Origin of the sequence: Asaia sp. W19 (assembly GCF_003994335.1) — a bacterium.
GTDB lineage: Bacteria > Pseudomonadota > Alphaproteobacteria > Acetobacterales > Acetobacteraceae > Asaia.
Window position 1 is genome coordinate 1 of sequence record NZ_PNQZ01000048.1, and the last position, 1,070, is coordinate 1,070.

Here is a 1,070-nt window from a genome sequence, read left to right on the forward strand (position 1 = left end):
TGGAAGCGGTCGGGGCAAATGCGCCCCGAAATCCTCGCTGCTATATAGCGCCTTTTTGAGGTTTTCCCCGATCCATTCCGTCGTAACCTGTTTGCGGGGAATGAAGGTGGACCAGCCAGAGCGGGAGAAGTGACTTCCTCCCCAGCGTTCCATGCAGATCACGGCCACATACTTCCTGGTGCGGATGAGCTGAGCACGCCGGGTGGGGATCTGCCAGGAAGGAATGACGGTGCTCATGCGCTATCTGCACTCCTTAAAAGGCTGACGTCAGTCGTGGGAAGGGGCGCGCCTGATCACTCAGGCGTAATTCGGCTGACAGCGATCCAGAGCCTGCACCGCAACCTCGCCAAATTCGAGATCGCTCAAATTGATCGAGGCATGGAAAACCTTGCCGAAATTCTCATTGGTCCCCCAGGCGGAAAAGCCGCCACCACGACCACGCGTTGCGACGATCCGTACCTGGTCCCCCTGGTCTTCGGGCCAATCGATATAGATGCCGGCCGATTTGGACATGGCGGTCAGAATATCCTTGAAGCCCAATTCCTGCTGGATGCGCAGCCAGAATTCATGCGACTTCCGGTTTGACTCGTCCTTTGCTGGGCGAGAGAGGTCCTTCGGGATCGGCGTAGGCAAATGCGCTCCGAAATCCTCGCTGCTATATAGAGCCTCCTTGAGATTGGCCCCGATCCAATCTGTCGTGGCCTGTTTGCGGGGAATGAAGGTGGACCATCCAGATCGGGAGAAGTGCATGCCGCCCCAGGTTTCCAGACAGATCACGGCCACATATTTTTTGGTGCGGATGACCTGAGCATAGCGTGTGGGGATCTGCCAGGAGGGGATCACGGTGCTCATGCGCTATCTGCACTCCTTAAAAGGCTGACGTCAGTCGTGGGAAGGGGGGCGCCTGATCACTCAGGCGTAATTCGGCTGACAGCGATCCAGAGCCTGCACCGCAACCTCGCCAAATTCGAGATCGCTCAAATTGATCGAGGCATGGAAAACCTTGCCGAAATTCTCATTGGTCCCCCAGGCGGAATGATGCGCACCGCTCCCACGAGAAGCGACCATTT

At 57.1% G+C, this 1,070-nt stretch carries 1 protein-coding gene and 1 pseudogene; both read right to left on the minus strand.

Going from position 1 to position 1,070, the window contains the following annotated elements:
• Positions 1-237: pseudogene (locus tag C0V97_RS09495) on the minus strand (hypothetical protein); the annotation flags it as partial.
• A 60-nt stretch (positions 238-297) separates the two neighbouring features.
• Positions 298-852, minus strand: a complete 555-nt coding sequence (locus tag C0V97_RS09500) for a hypothetical protein (RefSeq protein WP_127100695.1) — start codon at positions 850-852, stop codon at positions 298-300.
• Between the last annotated feature and the right edge of the window lie 218 nt (positions 853-1,070).